The organism is Paenibacillus sp. G2S3 (assembly GCF_030123105.1).
Taxonomy (GTDB): Bacteria; Bacillota; Bacilli; order Paenibacillales; family Paenibacillaceae; genus Paenibacillus_AQ.
In genome coordinates, this window is sequence record NZ_CP126095.1 from 6,144,956 (window position 1) to 6,164,238 (window position 19,283).

General features: G+C 46.7%; 17 protein-coding genes. 4 read left to right on the plus strand and 13 right to left on the minus strand.

All coding sequences use genetic code 11. The annotated features are described in order from the left end of the window. Window positions 1-90 precede the first annotated feature (90 nt). Together QNH28_RS27250 and QNH28_RS27255 are read left to right on the plus strand one after the other, a co-directional pair. Entirely contained in the window at window positions 91-1,248 is a 1,158-nt protein-coding gene (locus QNH28_RS27250) for a sensor histidine kinase (RefSeq protein ID WP_283909282.1), read from the plus strand. Window positions 1,249-1,305: 57 nt separating this feature from the next. Then, window positions 1,306-1,959, plus strand: coding sequence for a response regulator (locus QNH28_RS27255; RefSeq protein ID WP_283912278.1), 654 nt, complete (start codon window positions 1,306-1,308; stop codon window positions 1,957-1,959). 446 nt (window positions 1,960-2,405) lie between these two features. On the opposite strand, the gene QNH28_RS27260 is transcribed toward QNH28_RS27255, so the two are convergent. From QNH28_RS27260 to ftsE, 5 genes are all read right to left on the minus strand, one after another. Then, window positions 2,406-3,716, minus strand: a complete 1,311-nt coding sequence (locus QNH28_RS27260; RefSeq protein WP_283909283.1) for a PDZ domain-containing protein — start codon at window positions 3,714-3,716, stop codon at window positions 2,406-2,408. Between the two features lie 178 nt (window positions 3,717-3,894). Beyond that, window positions 3,895-5,361, minus strand: a complete 1,467-nt coding sequence (locus QNH28_RS27265; RefSeq protein WP_283909284.1) for a S41 family peptidase — start codon at window positions 5,359-5,361, stop codon at window positions 3,895-3,897. Between the two features lie 124 nt (window positions 5,362-5,485). Then, window positions 5,486-6,787, minus strand: coding sequence for a murein hydrolase activator EnvC family protein (locus QNH28_RS27270; protein ID WP_283909285.1), 1,302 nt, complete (start codon window positions 6,785-6,787; stop codon window positions 5,486-5,488). A gap of 30 nt (window positions 6,788-6,817) precedes the next feature. Then, window positions 6,818-7,732 carry a permease-like cell division protein FtsX gene (gene ftsX, locus QNH28_RS27275; RefSeq protein ID WP_283909286.1) on the minus strand — a complete coding sequence of 305 codons (915 nt, stop codon included), beginning with the start codon at window positions 7,730-7,732 and terminating at the stop codon, window positions 6,818-6,820. Beyond that, window positions 7,722-8,408 carry a cell division ATP-binding protein FtsE gene (gene ftsE / locus QNH28_RS27280; protein WP_094870886.1) on the minus strand — a complete coding sequence of 229 codons (687 nt, stop codon included), beginning with the start codon at window positions 8,406-8,408 and terminating at the stop codon, window positions 7,722-7,724. Before ftsE ends, ftsX begins: the two co-directional genes overlap by 11 nt. Window positions 8,409-8,637: 229 nt before the next feature. Between ftsE and QNH28_RS27285 the strand changes: the two genes are divergently transcribed. Both QNH28_RS27285 and QNH28_RS27290 read left to right on the plus strand, forming a co-directional pair. Beyond that, complete coding sequence (locus QNH28_RS27285) at window positions 8,638-10,065, plus strand: VanW family protein (RefSeq protein ID WP_283909287.1); 1,428 nt, start codon at window positions 8,638-8,640, stop codon at window positions 10,063-10,065. A gap of 150 nt (window positions 10,066-10,215) precedes the next feature. Further along, on the plus strand, window positions 10,216-10,617 hold the full coding sequence (locus QNH28_RS27290) for a CBS domain-containing protein (protein WP_042192323.1): 402 nt from the start codon (window positions 10,216-10,218) through the stop codon (window positions 10,615-10,617). A 46-nt stretch (window positions 10,618-10,663) separates the two neighbouring features. Here the strand turns inward: QNH28_RS27290 and QNH28_RS27295 are convergent, their stop codons facing one another. The 8 genes from QNH28_RS27295 to QNH28_RS27330 form a co-directional block, all read right to left on the minus strand. Further along, window positions 10,664-11,266: a DL-endopeptidase inhibitor IseA family protein gene (locus tag QNH28_RS27295; protein WP_283909288.1), complete on the minus strand. Its 603-nt coding sequence runs from the start codon at window positions 11,264-11,266 to the stop codon at window positions 10,664-10,666. Window positions 11,267-11,461: 195 nt separating this feature from the next. Then, window positions 11,462-12,067 (minus strand): type IV pilus inner membrane component PilO, encoded by a 606-nt coding sequence (pilO, locus tag QNH28_RS27300; protein ID WP_283909289.1) that lies wholly within the window; start codon window positions 12,065-12,067, stop codon window positions 11,462-11,464. After that, a complete protein-coding gene (gene pilM, locus QNH28_RS27305; RefSeq protein WP_283909290.1) occupies window positions 12,051-13,676 on the minus strand; it encodes a pilus assembly protein PilM in 1,626 nt (541 codons plus the stop codon). The genes pilO and pilM overlap by 17 nt, the downstream gene beginning before the upstream one ends. A 14-nt stretch (window positions 13,677-13,690) precedes the next feature. Further along, complete coding sequence (locus QNH28_RS27310) at window positions 13,691-14,440, minus strand: prepilin peptidase (RefSeq protein ID WP_283909291.1); 750 nt, start codon at window positions 14,438-14,440, stop codon at window positions 13,691-13,693. Window positions 14,441-14,532: 92 nt separating this feature from the next. Further along, on the minus strand, window positions 14,533-15,012 hold the full coding sequence (locus tag QNH28_RS27315; protein WP_283909292.1) for a pilin: 480 nt from the start codon (window positions 15,010-15,012) through the stop codon (window positions 14,533-14,535). 168 nt (window positions 15,013-15,180) lie between these two features. Beyond that, window positions 15,181-16,386 (minus strand): type II secretion system F family protein, encoded by a 1,206-nt coding sequence (locus QNH28_RS27320; protein ID WP_283909293.1) that lies wholly within the window; start codon window positions 16,384-16,386, stop codon window positions 15,181-15,183. Beyond that, a complete protein-coding gene (locus QNH28_RS27325) occupies window positions 16,386-17,435 on the minus strand; it encodes a type IV pilus twitching motility protein PilT (RefSeq protein WP_283909294.1) in 1,050 nt (349 codons plus the stop codon). Before QNH28_RS27325 ends, QNH28_RS27320 begins: the two co-directional genes overlap by 1 nt. A 43-nt stretch (window positions 17,436-17,478) precedes the next feature. Beyond that, complete coding sequence (locus QNH28_RS27330) at window positions 17,479-19,143, minus strand: GspE/PulE family protein (RefSeq protein WP_283909295.1); 1,665 nt, start codon at window positions 19,141-19,143, stop codon at window positions 17,479-17,481. Between the last annotated feature and the right edge of the window lie 140 nt (window positions 19,144-19,283).

Below are 19,283 nucleotides of genomic sequence, written 5' to 3' on the forward strand. Positions count from 1 at the left end.
GTCATCTTTTGAAGGTGACTTAAGTCATCTCCTGAAGATGGAGGCGAATATGCTAAGATTAGAAGAAACTCTATAAAGGATGTCTTAGGTGTGACTAGAGAGATAACCCTATTGCGTTACTTACTCATCATAGTTCCTGCTTGTATTAGCATTTATATCTATCCATATGCCGACTATGGAATCTTCACATTGCATATTCTGATGCTTCTATTTCTTGTGGTCATAGTGCCAAAGCTCCCCCGTTCCTTTCATGCCTTATTAAGCATCGTAGAAATACTGTTCACCGCCTGGTTATGTTACCAGTATGGCAGCATAATGATTTTCCCGGCGATTTCGGCATTGCTTTATTATTCCAGACTTCAGCCCCAAGCTGTGCCTCTCGTGTTTACGGTTGTGCATCTGATTACCTTGAACATTGCCCTCTGGGATTCCCCACAGCTCATAATCACTTTCATCAACATTACTTTTCTGCTCATCGCCTATCTCAACGAATTGTTACAGCGGACTGGTCGGGGCCGCGAGAACACCCTTCTTCTATACGATGAGCTGCGAAAAAAGCATTTCGAGCTGGATGAAGCCCGCAACCGCCTGCTGGAGTTTAACGCCCAAATAGAAGATGCAGCCCAGTCCAAAGAACGGGTTCGCATCTCCCGCCAGCTCCATGACGACATTGGCCACCGCCTCATTCGTATTAAAATGATGATGGAAGCCGCACTACTCACCTTACCCACCTCCCCTGAGAGCGGGATGAAGATGTTGGGGCTCATTCGAGATCAGCTGTCAGCCAGCATGGACGATATGCGCTCCGCAGTTAGGCGTATCAACTATACGCCACAATTAGAGGGAGCTTACGCGTTAGATCGTCTGCTCGAAGAGACAGGACGTGATACGGGAATCGAGACCTCATACCAAGTGCATGGGATACCTTATCCGTTATATCCTAGTATTCAGGTGATCTTGTATAAGAACGCCCGGGAAGCCATAACCAATGCCCTACGTCACGGAAAAGCAACGGAGATTACGATTAAAGTCGACTTCAGTGATATTGGAGTTACGATGGAGGTCAGCAACAACGGGACACTTCCCGAAGGCAATAAGCTAACCAAACTGCCGGAAAGTGGTGGGGTCGGGATGAAAGGAATGTTAGAACGAACGCAGCTGATCGGTGGAACCTTGGAACTACGGCAGGAGTCTCAATTCACCATTGTTACGCGGTTGCCCATTTATAGGCAGGGAGAGATTGTATAGGAAGCCTAGGACTTGAGAAAAAAAATAAATCTATATAAGGAAGAAGGTGCCACGCAAATGATTAAATTGATGATTGTAGATGACGATCCTTTTATTCGCCAAAGTCTACAAGTACTGATAGGGATGGACCCAGATATTGAAGTGATCGGAGCTGCGAGTGACGGAAACGAGGCCTTGAATTTGCTCCAAGCGGGGGAAGTGGCGGATGTGATACTGATGGATATTCGGATGCCCGGCTGTGATGGTGTTGAAGGGACAGAGAAAATTAAGCAGGCTTTTCCTCAAGTTTCAATACTGATGCTAACTACGTTTGATGACGATGAGTATATCATTGAAGCGCTGCGCAACGGAGCCAGTGGATATTTGCTCAAAAACATACCACCAGACCGTATCATACAAGGCGTCAAAACAGTCAATGAAGGTAACATGCTGATCCACCCTGATATCGCGCGCAAACTGGCCACCTTTCTACAGCCCGCAACCCGCCTTGAATCTCCACAGGCACAGCCACTGGAATCTTTCGGATTAACCAAAATGGAGCTGGCCGTTGTCGCCTCTATCGCTGAGGGGCATACCAACAAAGAAATCGCCGGACAGCTATTCCTAAGCGAAGGTACGGTCAAAAATTACATAACGGATATTCTAAGCAAATTAGAGCTGCGAGATCGAACGCAAATCGCTATCTTTTATTTGAAGAATGGGCGGGGATAGGAGTAGCTGCATAAAGCATGTGAAACAGTTGCTTGCCCATAAGTAAATTAATATAGGGTGAGACTATCTTCATTCAAAAAACACAGAGCCGTATACTCCCATTGGGGGAGAATCACTGCTCTGTGTTTTTGTTGACCGTCTTCGTCGCAGAGTGATAATCATCTCTGAGCGGCTTCACTTTATGGTCTCATATGACGCTATTTGCAATTTTATCGCCTTTTGTGCAGGGTTTCGGACTCCAGCAAAGTTATTCCTCAGAAATAGGCTCATTTGGGGTGTTTTTCGATGCAATAGCGGCTTTGGGGTCCGTCACCATTCCAAAAAAGCAATTATGCTGCGTTTAAGGTCAACTGAGTCCGATAGCGGCTTCGCGCACGCGAAATTATCATCTAATCAAAACGAAGATGCCCCAGCCACCATTTCATGGCTTATGGGACATCTTCTAGTTATCCTTCCGCTGATTCCTTCTTGGCTTCAGCAGCTTTGTTCCGTTTGAGTCGGCCGCTCGGAAGATTGCGACTGCGAGTACCTGTCTTCATCGCGATGATGCTGAAGATGCTAGAAGGCTTCGCCTCCGCAGTAACCGCTCCATCTGTCTCCGGTACCAGAATGATGCCGAGCTGATGATGGTCCCCGTCGTAGATCGGGCTCTGAAGGTATTTGCTCTCCCCTTCACGGTTCTGCACCTCCAGCTTGCAGAACGCTGGATTCATGCGCAGCGCCTCATGTAGCTGCGCGGCATCGGTCAACAGGACCCCGTTGACCTTCAGTAAAATCTCGCCGGGCAGAATGCCCAGCTCCTGCCCGGGACTGCCCGGCAGCACGGCCAGCACCTTGCGGCCGCGCGGTGGATGCACGAAGATGGGGCTGATGCTGCGCTCTTCCAGAGCGCTGTACCAGCTTAACCCTTCGTGCAGCACCATCGCTGCGAGCGCCGCGAGCAGGGTCAGCGGGCTCCACCAAGCGGCAAGCAGGCTTAAGCCGAGCAGGACGATGCTGTAAATCAGCAGCCGTCCTGAAGTGCGGGCCGCCTTGCGCCCGGGCAACATGCCCTGTGTCATCTCGCTAAAGCCGATGATGACGGGCAAAGAGACAATGCCAAGCCCGCCGCCCAGCAGCGACTGCCATGGCAGATCCGTTCCTGCGCCCGAAGGGATCAGCAGGAACAACGGCAGCGGCCAGAAAGCCTGCAGCTGATAGCCGCCGACGACCATGCCGCGCTTGCCCTTCAAGAAGAGGGGTGTCGCAAGCTTCGCCCCTTGCCAGCGGGCCAGTAGCGCCTCCGCCATGTGCAGTAGCGCAGCTAGCACAAGCAAGGCGGGAATATCCATCTCCCGTATGGCTGTTGTAATATTTCCGACCGTTCCGCTATGTAAGGCATCCGGAAAGAAAGACAATACAAATTGAATCACGCCTAGTAGACCTATAGAATAAGCAAAGCACAAATACCGTACACGCAATAGCGATAACAGCACACTAACTACCCAAATGCAGGCTACAGCTGTACCTGATAAGGATACCCCTAACAATATGGCTGCAATAGACACCACTAGTCCCATTACCAGCCCGCTCCACACCGTTCGCCACGTTTCTTGACCCCAGCTATGTAACTTCACATGAATCAGCTTACGTTCTAATGCCACCTGCCGACGGTAATACAACGCAATAAATATAATAGCAATATAGTAATATGGCTGGATCAATAAGTGTAAGAACGCAGTGCCCAAGCTTCCTAACCAATCCTGAATCACATTCAAACTGTTCGTCACACTCCTTTTCTTCCGGTTAATGATAAGTTTATAGCAAGCAGAGACGTCTTCGGCGTCCTTTAGAGAGGACAGAAGATTCTGCTGCGCATTGAACTGTACCCTTATGCCCTAAGTGTTTACCTTTTCTAATCTTAACAGAAAAAAAAGAAGGCTGAATTCAGCCTTCTTACTTTTTCGACGCTGCCGCCTGAATTTCCTTCTGAATCTCAGCAATCCCTCTATTCCGTTGGTTGTCGTTGGCAGGGTCCTGGATCACCTTGATCAGTGCCACCTCCAGCGCCTCCGCGGTCTTGGCATCAATCATGCCTGTGACTTGAAGTTTCGCTACACTTTGGAATTTCTTCACTGCGTTCTTAGTGCCAGCATCGAAATAGCCATCTTTACGACCAGGCTTGTAACCTAAGCCATCCAGCATCGTCTGTGCACTCTTCACATCAGCGTTGTTCATGTTATATTGCAGCGTCACGCTCTTGTTAATCGGAGCCACTGAGAAGTAATCCGGCTGCGCTACCGCGATATCCGGTTTAATCCCCTTGCCGTGAATCCATGTACCGTCCGGTGTAAGCCATTTAGCAATGGTAACCTTCAGCAAGCTGCCGTCTCCAAGCTGTTTGTCAAAGCTCGTCTGCACCGTGCCCTTACCAAATGAATTATCACCAATTAGCTTAGCTCCCGCTGACTGCTGCAAGGCACCCGCCAATATTTCCGAGGCGCTCGCGCTACCTTTATTCATTAGCACTACTACTGGATAAGCCTTGCTCGATCCCTTGGAGGTACTAACTTCGCGTTTTTTATCTTTGTACTCTATTTGCACTATGTTTTTGCCAGCTGGAACGAACTCTTCAGCCATTTCAATAACAATTGGGAGGACACCGCCTGGATCATTACGAACGTCAATGACCAATCCCTTCATGCCTTGCTTCTCTAGCTTCCCAAGCTCTTCCTTGAATCGTTCTGCGGTATTTAGGGAGAACTGAGTGACTTCGATTACACCTACTCCGTCTTTTTCCATGGTCGAGTAGACCGTCTCAAGCTTCACATCATCCCGAGTAAGAGCGAACTCCAGAGGCTCGGCAGAGCCGGAACGTTGTATTTTCAAAGTAGCCTTACTGCCTTTAGGTCCGCGGATCTTCGCAACAGCTGCATTCAGATCCATACCTTCTAGCGATTCTCCGTTAACGGACAGAATGATATCTTTGGCCTGAATTCCTGCTTTTTCAGCAGGTGAACCCTTGATTGGGGAGACCACGACTACCTTGCCGTTATCTGAAGAGACTTCTGCACCGATACCTGAAAAGGAACCCTCAATGCTCTCTTCAAATTTCTCAGCAGTTTCTTTGCCCATATAGTTGGAATAGGGATCGCCTAGCGCTTCCATCATACCGTTGACAGCACCATCTATCAGCTTCTCCCGATCTACCGTCTCGTAGTAATTGCTCTCAATCAAACTAAGAGCAGTCCCAAGCTTCTGGGATTCCTTCTGCTGTAGACCTGCAACCTGCAACGCAGAGGCTAATCCTTGTCCTGCAGCTTGTCCAAAGACATGAGTATAACCCGTCACGCCCAAGGTTACTAAACTACCGCATAGCAGGGCAGCGATAATCATAAACGCCGCGGTGCTTTTTTTTAACATGATGTTCCCACCGTCCCTTCTTGTCCATCTCGTAAACAACTCTTATGTCCGTCCTGAAAGGTACGGTATCCCTTCCAGTATATACCGTAGCATCAAATAATATGAGTTATGAGTTCCTTAAAAGTTAGAGATAAGGCATAGGATTTACTGTCTTACCATCAATCCGCACTTCAAAGTGAAGGTGAGGACCCGTTGAATTACCTGTGGAACCAGATTCAGCAATCACATCTCCGCGACTGACTCTATCGCCAGAACTAACTCGAATACCACCTTTGCGTATATGTCCGTAGAGGGTCCAAACGCCGCCTCCATGATCAATAATCACACAATATCCATAGCCGCTCATCCATTCAGCTATGATTACTGTTCCGGAATCCGCAGCATGAATACTGGTTCCTTGTGGAACAGCAAAGTCAACCCCGGTGTGTACTTTGCCCTTTTCGCCTGTGATCGGATGTGTCCGTGGTCCATAAGAGGATGAGATTCTTGCTGAACCTACAGGAAGTAGAAACGGTCCATCTCCACCTGAGTATCCCGTATCACTAGAGCTGGAGCTACTGCTTCCCTTACTAGCTGCAGCTGCAGCCCTCTTGGCAGCCTCCGCAGCTCGACGAGCCGCTTCCGCCTTAGCCGCTGCTGCTTTACGAGCCGCTTCCTCTGCCTTAATCTTATCCTTTTGCGTTTCTAGCGCAGAACGTTCGCTTGCCAATTTGACCAGCTTCTCATTCTGCTCCTCGTTCAAATCATCGCTTTCTTGAATTTGCTTGTCGTAGAATGCGATAAGCTCCTGCTTCTCAGCTTCTTTCTCCTTCAGCAGACTTCTCTGTTGCTCCAAAGAAGTGTACAGCTGCTTGGCTTGAGCGTATTGTCCCTCAAGCTCTTGTTTCTTCTCTATCACCGTCTGCTTGTCCAGCTTATGTTGCACTAGCAGCTCCTGATCCTGATCCACGATCATCTTAAGTGAATCCGCGCGATCTAGAAAATCAGCGAAGCTTGTCGATGAGAGCAACACATCCAAGTAAGAAACCGCTCCATCGGTATACATTAACCGAACACGTGACCCTAAGACTTCCTCTCTGGAGGAGACTCGTACTTCTGCTTTATCCAATTCCGTTGCCGTCACATTCAAAGATTGTTCTGTATCGGAAATTTTGGTAGAGATTTCGGTCATTTTGCCCTTAACCTGATCCACTTGCTCTAAGACATACTGCAGATTAAGATTCGTTTTATTCTTATAATGCTGTGCTTCCTGCGTTTGGGACGCCGCTTTTTCCTGCTGCGCCTTAGCTTCCTGTACCTCTTTTTGCAGCTGCTTTAACTGCTTGTCAATTTCGGCAACACTTGTTTTTTTGGCATATCCGTCAGAGGGTTGGAATATAGTGACAGCTAGTAACATTACGGCTAGTCCGGCGGCAATCTTCTTCAACTCGCACTCCCCATCCTTCACTTTTTAATATTAAACTTTCAAGAATCTTCGAATAGAAACCGTACTTCCCCAGACGCCGATCAGTACGCCTAGCCCAACTAGCATACCGATGAGCAGCATCCAAATATCACCAAATGGAATCAGCTGCAATTGGAGCATAGGATCTCCCTGTACGGACGACTCCAGACCGCTGTAACCCAAATACAAGATACCAGAGGTGATAAGCGATCCGATCAATCCGATCAGTGCCCCTTCTATAAAGAACGGCCAGCGAATAAAATAATTTGTCGCGCCTACCAGCTTCATAATGCCAATCTCCTTACGACGGGCAAGAATCGTAACCCGAATCGTATTGGAAATGAGAAACATAGACATGAGCGCCAGACCTGCTACAAAAATAAAACCAATGTTACGTACAGCGCGTGTTATTTTGAACAAGGTTTCTATCGAGCCCTTGCCATATTTGACTTTGTAAATGGGCTGGTCAGCATGTGTCTTGTTGAGTGCTTCAATCTTCTCAGCCACAAAGGCTACCGTAGTAGGTTCAACAACTTCTACCTTTAGTGTATCTGGGAGAGGGTTATTGTCTTCATCGAACCCTTCCAGAAGCTCGGCTGCGTCTTTCCCCATATCTGCACGGAGATCTTTAAGTCCTTGGTCCTTGGAGATGAACGTGATCTTGCTGACCTCAGGCATATTGCCAATTTCAGTCTGCAAAGTCTCGCGCAGCTTCTGATCTACATTTAGTGCCAGATGCACATTAATCTGTACCTGACTGTCTGCCTCATCTGCTACAGCATTTACATTCAGAACAAGAAGGATAAATACGCCTAGGATAAAGAGAGAGACGACAATGGAAATGATAGAAGCAATCGACATCCAGCCATTACGGAATACGCTTTTGAAGCCTTCCCGCAAGTGTCGCAAGAAGGTTTTAAAACTCATAGCCATATTCCCCTCTCGCCTGGTCTCTCACAATGTTTCCATTCTCAATCGCAAGCACCCGTTTGCGCATTTTGTTCACAATGTCTCTGTTATGGGTAGCCATTACAATCGTTGTTCCGCGAAAATTAATTTCGTCCAGCAGCTGCATAATGCCCCATGAAGTCTCAGGGTCCAAGTTTCCCGTAGGCTCGTCCGCAATAATAACTGACGGGTTGTTAACGATAGCCCGGGCAATTGCAATCCGCTGCTGCTCTCCACCTGAGAGCTGAGAGGGTTCACGATTTGCTTTATTTTTGAGTCCAACCAGATCGAGGACTTCATTCACACGTTTCTTGATGACCTTTTTCGGTGCTTCAATAACTTCCATGGCAAAAGCGACATTCTCATACGCCGTCATTCTTGGCAATAACCGAAAATCTTGAAATACAACGCCGATATTACGGCGAACATAAGGAATTTTACGTTGTTTGAGCTTCCCTATGTTAAAGCCTCCCACAGAAATTTGACCTTTAGTTGGCACTTCTTCTCTATAAATCAATTTCATAAAAGTAGATTTACCCGCGCCGGATGGACCGACAACATACACAAATTCATTGCGGTCAATTTTTACTGAAACTCCTTGCAGTGCGTGAGTTCCGTTAGGGTATGTCTTCCAAACATCTTGCATTTCAATCATTTTCTCACTTCCCAATTATGACATTTTCCACTTGTGTGAATCGACAGGGTCCAGCGTAAGTTTCCATAAACTTCAATATTTCCGCAATGTATCTATTGTAACAAATCTGTAACTGATTGAGTACCCCGTATCTGCCCCACTATTCGAAAGTTTTGTAATGTCTGTACATATACATATAAAAAGCACCTACGGTGCCGCTCGCAGATGCCATTTAGGAAGGAGCTTATTCATGAAAAAAATCCATCTGGCCCTCATAGTAGTCACTGCTCTCATTCTTATCGGTTCATTAATATATGGGGGACTTCATCTATATGGCAACAAAAGCACGCTTCCAAAGGGTACAACCCTTGCCGGATGGGAGGTAGGCGAGCTGAACATCTCAGAGGTTCGTTCCGAGCTGAAGAAGAAGCTACAGGCCCTTGAATCTATCCCCCTTGTACTGAAGTTCAAAGAGAATTCTGAGCTTACCCTCAAGCTTAAACAAGCTGGAATGACCTATGAAGCCGCAGCTTTTGAGCAAGGTTTGCAAGATCTTACGGAAGGGCCGCTATGGGATCGTGTAAAAGCCCGCTACAGCTTCCCCCAGAATTGGAGTCTTGAAGCCCATCTGGACATTGCTCAATTAAAGACTATCCTAAGTTCCGCTTGGGAGAGAGAATCCTTCGGTGAACCAGTGGATGCTACGCGGCGAATTACTGGGGATGATCGTGTAGTGTACACGTCTGAGAAGACTTCCCTTGAGGTAGACTGGACAGGAATGGTGACCTCACTATCAACCGCTGCCCCCACTCGTTTTACTCGTCTGATCGCGCTGCAAGAGAATGGGATTACAATGGAAGTTCCTTTAACCATATTACAGCCGGACATCACTCTAAATGCTTTAAAAGAGCAAGGCATTGAGCGAAAAATCATGCAATTCAGCACCTCTCTCGGCGCAAGTGGACCTGGACGAATCTACAACGTTGAATCAGCGGCCAAAGCTGTGAATGGAACCGTGCTCCCACCTGGAGCTGTTTTTGACTATGGCAAAGCTATTGAAAAAGCAAAAATAGAATACGGCTTCCGCGAAGCGCCAGTCATTGTGAACGGTAAGCTACAGGCCGGTGTCGGGGGTGGAATCTGCCAAGTTTCCAGTACTCTGTACAACGCCGCTCTGCGCACCGGACTGGAGATTGTGGAGCGCCGCAACCACTCCTTGCCGGTCAACTATTTACCCAAAGGCCAAGATGCAACGTTCGCAGAAGGCTATATCAACTTCCGTTTTCGCAATACGACCGGCAAATATTTAGTCATTAAAGCGGCTGTGCAAGGTCGATCACTAACGATCAAGTTCTTTGGTACCTTTCCGCAAAATGTTACTTATAGAGTTCATTCACAAATCGTAGAGGTGCTGCCTCCAGTCGACAAATACGTAAACGATTCTTCCCTCCCTCGTGGAGGCTCACGCGTTATACAAAATGGGAAAACCGGATATGTTGTTGAGACTTACAGCACCCGGTTTGTTGACGGTAAATCCACTGAGGTAAAGAAATTATCCCGCGATGTGTACTACGCACAAAAACGATTAATCGCCATCAATCGCGGAGGCGTAAGTAAATCTGTTATTCCAGAAGCACCTAGAAAGCAGTTGGTAGAGGATGGCGTTCGAAGTGAATAGATTACCTATAAAAAAACGGTCAAACCTCATGAGGTTCTGACCGTTTTTGCTTGTGGATCTATTTTACCTGTAGATGACCTTTTCCGCCTTTAAAATTTACGATCAGGAGGTACATTAGAAGTAGACCTATAGTCAGAAAGGATGAACACCATGTCAACAGCTCTTGTAAATGATCTTTCTAATATTGTCCGCAGTGCACCTGCTATTTTTGCCTCACGTACTTGCAGAGAAGCCCTTCGCGTAATGTTCCAGCATCCAGAATCTAAATGCATCGTCGTCTGTAACGCCACGAATGAACCGCTTGGATTGTTAATGAGCGAACGATTCTTTTTAAAAGCCACCGGAAGATCAGGGGTAGATCTGTTCTACAGAGAACCTGCCATGAAGCTTATGAACAAAACTCCACTTATCTATGATATCTCCACTCCACTTGAAGCTGTATTAGCTAATGCTATGAGCCGCCCAGATCCTATGAAGAATGATTGTGTCATTATTACCCGTAAAGGCAAATTCGCAGGTGTTGTTTATATCTCTGACCTGAAGCGCAGTTAATTCATAGCCCCTACCATCATCTTTCCTCTAATACCTTCCTCTTTCCTCAGAAAAGAATATCCGGTGACGTGTCGATTCTCCAGTATCCCTCCACTTTCTTCAGCTTCACATACACCGACTCACTCGTTTGCTGCGCATCTGGATAAGGAACGGTCAGTTCGAATTCAGCGGTTGTCGCAGTCTTAGAGAGCATGCGGGCGGTGGCTTTTTCATACATCAATAGATTTCCCAAATCTGCATTAACCTGCGACATTCTTCCGTTATACTCCAAAAACTGAGTCTGCACATAATATGCTGCTGCATTGTGAGTGTAGGCTTTTTTTATGTAATTCATCAGCTTCGCCTTTGTGCCAATATCACTGGAAAGATAACGGTACTCTTGTGCTTTATACGTGAAGGTTTCTATCGGGAAGATATTTCCGCCTCGATTACTATAGAAATAAAGAGCTCTTGCATGGACTACGAGCGGTATGATGCTTTTCACCGTCAAATTATTAATGGTAGCAGGGCCCTCTTTCCCAGGCGCAGACACAGCCACCTTCTTGATTGCCGTACTTCCTGCTGACGGCGAAGCTGCCATAGCTCCCCCACTTGCTGAAATAAGACCTATGGAAAGGGCCAACGATCCAATCATCCACTTTTTGTTCATTCGGAATTCCTCCTTTGTCATCTTAAAAATACAGGCGATAGCCACTGTTCCAGCTTATGCACCCCGCAAGCTAAAATACCCAATTAACAGAGGAATGAAAACGCATTTATACATTATAGTAACGAAAAAAATCCACCCTCCTGATTTACAGGAAAAGTGGAGTCGTGTAATGGTGTTATTACATTGGTGAGAGACCTAGTTCGATGATGGAGTAACCACCTCATAATAAGCCGTGAAAGCTACGTTAGCCGTCAAGATACTTTCAGGACTGTTCGCAGAACGCTCCTCATAGGATTGTTGGAAATTAAACGAGTCTACATTCACGATACGCGCCAGCATTTGCAGCTCATCCATCCACTGCCGTATGCTTGTATAGGTGCCCTCTACTACAGCATTCATTTTGATCTGTTTGACCGTCGGGAACAACATCTCAGCCGAACCAGTCATTTGCTGAATCGGATTAGCCTCATCCAAAATAAAGCTGACATCTTTTAAGCGTGCCTGTGAGGACATCCCAACCGCTCGTAAATCATCGATCAATCCTTCGCTGTCATCGCCTTTCGGGAGTGCTGCCAGAAGCTCCTGTTGTTCCGAATCTAAAGAAGTTGCGCTGCTTTTTAGTTCATTAATTTTAGTTTGGAGAATCTCTGCTTCTTTTTGTAGCTGGCTGATCTTGGCGTTCTGTGCGGATATTTCCTTATTTGTCGGTTGAACACCCAGCATATAAAAAGCAAACAACATCAAGAACAGAATCAATACACCTAATACGATTGGAGAGCGATACTTATTGAACTGTTCCATCGCTGTTCACCTCCTCTTGACTAGCTTCCGTTCCATTCGTTTGCGACTTATCTACTGCTAAGTTCACTTTATAAATCGCTGTATACATATTTAAAGAAATGGCTGCATTCGTTGGTCCCGCACTCTGATTCACAGTTCCTTCGGTCAGCTTCGAAATAGAAGCATCCACCGTGAAGGACATCTGACGCAGCTGTCTTAAATAATTAGCGGCATCTACCATAGTAGGTACATTTACAGTCAGGTCAATCGATGTCCGGTAGGTGTAGTTAATGTCACGGAGCAGAGAGCCCGGTGACAACCCTTTGACTAATTCATCTAGTATGGGAACAGCAACCACCTTATTGTTCTGAATCTCTGTGATTGCCGTCTTCCGATCTAACTGGCCAGGTCCGCTGTTTTTAAGCTTTCCAAGCTCTACCTGTAGCATTAAACTGCGATCCTGCAAGCCTTGCAGCTCCTCTTTACCATTAGAGATTTGACCCTTATTAGCCGAAAAATAAATCCCCGTCCCAATCGTTCCCACCAGCCAGATCGCTACAAGACCCAGGGTCACATAGGGGAATAATAACGTCTCCCGATCTTCTCTTGGCAATAGGTCAATCGTGTCCACGCTGATGATGCTTTTTTGAGCTGTCCCAGCTGCTACTCGGTAATCATTTAGCTCGAGATCAGATACAGCATCTTTACCCATCTGGTCTAGACTTATCGGTGTAATCTCGAGTTCTGCAAGCGACTGCTGAAGCTCAAGGTCTAGCTGTTTACGAATGGATGGGGCACCTGTTATGACTAAGTTTTTGATACGAGTCGAGCCATCATGCAAGCTGTACTGGTAGAAGCTGAGCATCCGCGAGATTTCCGCAGTGATCTCCACCATTTGCTCCGGTGATAATTGCTCTTCCACAGCAACTGCTGTTTCTGCCAAAACCTCACTGTCAGCCATGAACTCCAATGTCGTAACATTTCTACCCTTATGCAGATCAAGCAAGTTAATCGTACGAATGAACACCGGATTTCCGTTTCTGAACATATAAACATCCATGACGGATGGCTCTAGATTAATCAGCATCGTTTCCGCAAAGCTTTCCCCATGTCCAGTCGCTATACTGCGCGCCAAGGCGGTTGCCGAAATTTCAACACTGCTTATACGGAGGCCCGCACGCTCCAAAATTTCTACATAATCCTGTATCGATTTCCGGGGAGCGGCAAATACAAGTAAATGGCTATGCTCCTCATCCACTTCGAGCGTTACATAGTCGTAAACAGGATTTTCAAAAGGCAAATGCAGACCCGTCTCCACTTCCAGCTTCACGAGCTGTTCTACCTGCTTATCGTTGGTACTTGGGATGCTCATTTTGCGGATGATGATCTGCGATGGTGGGATGGATAAGGAAACCTTGCTGCCCCTTAACCCTTCCTTCCTCACCCACTGCCTGACTCGGTCATACAGCGCCTCGCTATCCGCCACCTGATTCTCAATGATCATGCCTGGAAGGAGCGGGAGATACCGTTTTTTGCGGACTTCCCATGACTGTTTATTCTTAAAACTAATATAACGAATTCCGGTAGCTTCAATTGAAAGCCCGGCCACTTTAGGGCCTAATCCAAGCATATGTCGATGTCCTCCTATCCGATGAGCGAGAAATACGCGCCAATGATGTCTGAACCATATCCGTAACTAATTAATGCCCCTATTGCTAACCATGGTCCAAAAGGAATCGGTTGTTTTCGTTTGATGATTCCGAGCAGCATCAGCAGTCCTCCGACCACACTTCCAAGCAGACAAGCCATCATAAAAGCCAAAATCACATTCGGAAATCCGATGACCAAGCCCAGCAGCGCAAATAACTTCACATCCCCGACACCCATCCCTCCTAACAGAACAAAAGGAATAAGGGCCCCTCCCCCAAGCACAGCTCCCAGCAAGTGATGCCATAACGACCCCTCTGGAAAGAGCAATACAAGAATGAGCAGGATCGGCAAAAAGAACAGCAACACCTTGTTCGGAATCAGCATGTACTTCAAATCCGCAACCGTCACAATAACCGCTAAACTCACAAACACGAACCCGAGGATCCCCTTCCCCGTCAGACCAAATTGCAAGTACACCCATAGAAAAAGTAAACCCGTCGCCGCTTCTCCTAGCGGATATAAAGGCGACACCCTTGTGCCGCAGTAACGACACTTGCCTCCTGACAGCAGGTAGCTTATCACAGGAAACAAATCCCGCGCCTTCAGCCGCGTATTGCAGTTCGGGCAATGTGACGGCGGATTAAGCAAAGATTCCTTTGCTGGCACCCGCAGTGCCACTACGTTATAGAAGGAGCCTAGCGTCAGGCCCAGTAATGTGATGTAACTTGCGATGAATATCGTCATGGATTTCCTCTGTTTGCTTTCTGGATTTTAAAAAAGGAATCGGGAAGTCCGATTCCTTGGGGAATTTCTCTGAATTATAAATTATTCTATAATTAATTTTTCGCTCCTTTTGCTGCTGGTTCAGAACTTAGAACCTCAGCAGGTGTGAAGTCCTTTGCTGTGCTAGAACCTGCTAATGTTAGAGACAAAGCACTTAACTGACCTTCACCATTAAAAGTCACTGTCCCTCCTGTAATTGCAACTTTTGTGCTAGGAAGCACAAGATTATTATCTAAATAACCTGTTCCCACCAAGTCTGTTGCAGGACTAGTTGCACCATTAATTGTAACCACCTGATTTGTGAAGTTTCCATTTTGTTCACCTATTACATATAAGCGAGCTGCATCATAAATTTGACGAGCTGTGGCAACATCAGATTTAGCTTTTGAATTAGAAATTACATTCCCAATCAAGGGTATAGCAATAACCGCAATAATCCCCAAAATAACGATGACCGCCAATAACTCAATCAGCGTAAACCCCTTTTGGCTTTCCTCTTTGCTCAATCTTCTCTTAATGGCTTGTGCTAACATTTTATTTCCCCCTCTAAGTGGTGTGTGGTAATACAGCTTATATCTTTTATTTCCGTGAATCCCGCTACAATGCTCGTCCTTCCTTGTCTAGCGCTAGCAAAAGGTCTGCGACCCTGCCCCGCTCCCTCGGGCGTCACCCCTCTCAATATCTTCAAGGAACCACAAGGTTCACATATTGCCGTACAGACTGAACATCGGCAGCATAATAGCGGCCACAATCACACCCACAACACCCGCTAGAAAAGCAATCAGCAATGGTTCAAGCAGTGACTTCAGACGATCAACGGTATTTTCTACGTCCATCTCATAGAAGTCAGCTACCTTAGACAACATCGTGTCGAGCGCCCCCGTCTCTTCGCCAATCGCAATCATCTGTGTAACTAGCGGTGGGAAAACCCAGGCTTTTTTCAAAGGTTCAGATAATGGGTTGCCTTGTCGCAACGAATCTCCTGCACTTCGAATGAATCCCCCAATGACCTTATTTCCTGCTACCTCTTCTACAATCACCAAAGATTGCAGGATCGGAACTGAACTGGCATAAAGAGATGAAAAAGTACGCGTAAACTGAGCAATCGAGCCTTTTTGATTCAGCTTGCCGAACACGGGAATCTTCAGCTTGGCATAATCGAGTGCGTAGGCACCCTTTTCTGTGCGTTTTGTAATCTGAAAAGCTATCACTAGGAGAAAAACTCCGAGTATCCAGAAATACCATTGACCTTGAATACTTTTACTAAGCGCCAATACCATTTTTGTAATCGCCGGAAGCTCTGCATTCATCGATTCGAACATCGTTACAAACTGTGGAACTATTGCCCAGAGAAGGTATATAACCGCTCCAATCGCCATCACCCCGACGGTAATCGGGTAAGTAAGCGCTGATTTGATTTTCTCCGTTGTGGAATGCTGCTTCTCAAAAAACATCGCCAGTCTGTCGAGCGTCCCCTCAATATCACCGGATTCCTCTCCGGCACGGATCATGCTGACGAATAGCTGCGGGAAGATTTTTTTATGGTCCTGAACGGCTTGTGAGAACGAGATCCCGCGCATCAGGCTTGAATTCACTTCCACAAGTGCTTTGCGTAGAGGCTTACTCTCAGTCTGCTCCGCCAAAATACGCGTTGCATCCACAATTGACACCCCAGCACGCATTAACGTGGCAAACTGTCTGCAATAAATGATGAAATGAAGCGGTTTAACTGGATTACCGATATAAATATCCATCGATAGAATCGTTGTTTTGCGTTCGATCAGCGAGAAAACCGTAAGGCCCCGTTTGCGTAACTCCTCCATTGCCGTGGGCTTATCTGTTGCGGTTAGCTTTCCTTTAATGGACTTGCCTGCGGTTGTCTTTACTTGATATTCAAAAAGAGGCATCAGCTGCTCACCTCCGTCATAAACGCCTTAGCTGCTGCTGGTTCAATAAACCCCTGCGATAAATAGTCGCGGATACTCATATCCAACGTATGCATGCCTTGCGCGCGTCCGGTTTGCATTACATTTTTAATCTGATGTGTCTTTTCGGTACGAATAAGGTTCGCTACGGCAGGTGTATTCACTAAGATTTCTGTTGCACATATCCGCCCGCGTCCCCCTGCTCTTGCAAACAACCGCTGACTAACAACTGCCAGTAATACTGAGGCTAGCTGTGATCGGATCTGCCCCTGCTGATGTCCCGGAAAAGCGTCAATAATTCGATCAATCGTCTGTGGTGCGTCTGTTGTATGTAAGGTTGCCATCACAAGATGACCTGTCTCTGCGGCAGTAACTGCTGCTGTAATGGTCTCCAAATCCCGCATCTCTCCAACGAGAATAACATCCGGATCCTGACGTAATGCGGCACGTAGTCCGCTCGAAAAACTAGCTGTATCGCTGCCCACTTCACGTTGATCCACTAAACAGGTTCCATGACTATGCAGAAATTCTATAGGATCTTCAAGCGTCACAATATGCTTGCTTTCGGTCTTGTTAATGTAATTCAGCATAGCTGCTAACGTAGAGGATTTACCGCTGCCCGTAGGGCCTGTAACTAGAATCAAACCTTGTGGTTTGAGTGACAATGTGGACAAAATCGGAGGCATCGACAGCTGTTCTAGACTCGGAATCTCTGCAGGAATGGCCCGGGCAGCAATACTAATCTCACCCCGCTGACGATAGACATTCACCCGAAATCTTACGCCGCCATCCAGCGGATAAGAGAAATCCACCTCACCTGCATTCCGAAACACTTCGCTTCTTTCACTGCCAAGCAGCGCTTCCGCCATTTCTGCAGCTTCATCGACTGTTACTGGTGTACTCTCAAGTGGGTGAAGTGTTCCATCCATACGTATCACCGGAGGCGAGCCTACAGAGATATGTAAGTCGGAAGCTTTGGAGGAGTATGCTGTCTGCAAAAGCTGTCTAATATCCCGCGTATACGTTGGCATCCGCTGCTCCCCCTATTTTAAAATGAAAAACACCTAAAAGACCCTAATGTGAGACCGTTTCGCGCATGACTTCTTGAAGCGTTGTAATCCCTTGACTAACTTTGAGTAAGCCATCATCCATCAGTTGAACAAGTCCACGCGCTTTGCCTGCGATACGGAGTTCTTCTACTGAAGCAGTGTTCGTAATAAGCTGCCGCAAATGATCGTCAATGCTGAGTACCTCATGAATCGCTATTCGGCCTCGATAACCAGAACTGCTACAGCTACCGCAGCCTCGGCCACGATGTAGTTCATCCGCTGGCAACCCCAAGCTACGTAGCATAATTGCTTCCTGCTCAGACGGTTTGTAGGTTTCTTTGCAGTCGTTGCAGATTTTGCGAACGAGCCGCTGCGCTACCACACCAATTAGTGAGGAGGCAATTAAATAAGGCTCTACTCCCATATCTCGCAAGCGAGAGACGGAGCTAATCGCATCGTTTGTATGTAAAGTAGACAACACTAGATGACCCGTTAATGAGGCGCGAACTGCAATTTCAGCAGTTTCCGCATCCCGTATTTCACCGACCATTACAATATTCGGATCTTGTCGAAGAATTGAACGTAGTCCCGCGGCAAAGGTTAGCCCAATAGCCGAGTTTACGTGTACCTGATTTACACCTTCAAGCTGATATTCCACTGGATCTTCAACCGTGATAATATTTGCACTTTCTACATTGAGTTGATTCAGCGCTGAATATAAAGTCGTTGTTTTTCCACTACCTGTAGGTCCAGTGATTAGCAGAATTCCATAAGGACGAGCAATCATTTCCTTAAAAGCTTCCGCATTCCCCTCACTGAATCCCAAAGCATCTACAGATTTGACACCTGTGCTTAAATCTAGCAACCGCAGTACAATCTTCTCCCCGTGCATCGTAGGTAATGAGGACACGCGAATATCTACCATTTTGTAATCAAACTGCATTTTGATTCGGCCGTCTTGTGGCAAACGCCGTTCAGCGATATTCAGTCGGGCCATTATTTTCAGACGAGCAGTGATAAAGCCCTGCATCTGCTTAGGAATAATCCGCTCTGTCCGTAAAGTTCCATCAATGCGGTAGCGGATCGTTAAATTATTCTCACCTGGGTCCATATGTATATCAGACGCCCGCAGAGCAACAGCCTGCTGAATCATCTGGTTGACCAAACGAACAATTGGAGAGTCCTCGTCTGTAATCTCCGTTTCTTCTATTTCTTCCTGTGTCGGGAGCTCTACTAGCATCTGATTCATAGAATCACGCATGCCATAATGACGCGCAATCGCCCGCTGCAGCTCATCCCTAGTGGAAATAGCAGGTTCGATCCGGAACCCTGTACTCATTCGTAAATCTTCTATCGCAAAATAATCCAGCGGATCGGCCATCGCAACCATCAGCTTACCGCCTTCTTTTAAGAAGGGAAGTACTTGGTAACGCTTAGCCATACTTTCAGGAATAATCTGCGTAATCGCAGGATCAATCTGGTATTTAAATAAACTGACATGCGGAATGCCGAGCTGGAATTCAAGTACTTCAATCAGCTGCTGCTCCGTGATATAGCCTTGAGAGATTAGCAGATCGCCAAGCTTACGCTTACTTTTACGCTGTTCCGCAAGCGCTTCAAGCAGCTGTTCCTGCGAAATAATATTATTTTCTACCAGCAAATCGCCAAGTCTCTTTTTCGCGATGGCCATGTCCGTTCAGCTCCGTATGCCGTTATTGGTTATGCTTTTACACTGACCTCAATAATGGATAATAATAGGAATAACTAAAGATAAATTACCAGTTCTATTTCTGCAAAATATGAAAATTATTTTTTCCATAATTACGGATT